This is a genomic window from Methylobacterium sp. E-005, from assembly GCF_022829725.1.
GTDB lineage: Bacteria > Pseudomonadota > Alphaproteobacteria > Rhizobiales > Beijerinckiaceae > Methylobacterium.
This window is the reverse complement of the sequence record NZ_JAKSYG010000063.1, coordinates 1-339: the sequence shown is the minus strand read 5'-3', so window position 1 is coordinate 339 and position 339 is coordinate 1. Positions and strand designations below refer to the sequence as shown.

At 63.7% G+C, this 339-nt stretch carries 2 pseudogenes; one reads left to right on the top strand and one right to left on the bottom strand.

The window, feature by feature from the left end:
* Positions 1 to 110: pseudogene (locus MKK88_RS06960) on the bottom strand (NAD(P)-dependent oxidoreductase); the annotation flags it as partial.
* 33 nt (positions 111 to 143) lie between these two features.
* Here MKK88_RS06960 and MKK88_RS06955 point away from each other — a divergent pair.
* Positions 144 to 339, top strand: a pseudogene (locus MKK88_RS06955) (MFS transporter); the annotation flags it as partial.

Sequence of the window (339 nt, the reverse complement as noted above, 5' to 3'; positions counted from 1 at the left end):
AATTGCTCGTCCGTGATATCGCCGATGTCCTTCTGGTTGGTCTGCTTGCCGGCGTTGTTGACCAGGATGTCCAGCCCGCCCAGATCGGCGACGACCTTTTTCACGAGCATGTCGCAGAACGCCTCGTCGGTGATGTCGCCGGCTGGATCGCCCGGATCATGATCACCTGGGGCTTCGTCACCATGGGCATGGCCCTCGGGACCGGTCCCCATTCCCTCTACGTGATGCGCTTCGTCCTGGGGGCGGCGGAGGCCGGGTTCTTCCCCGGGGCGATCCTCTACCTGACCTACTGGCTGCCGAGCGAATACCGCGCGCGGATCCTAGCGACCTTCACGGTCT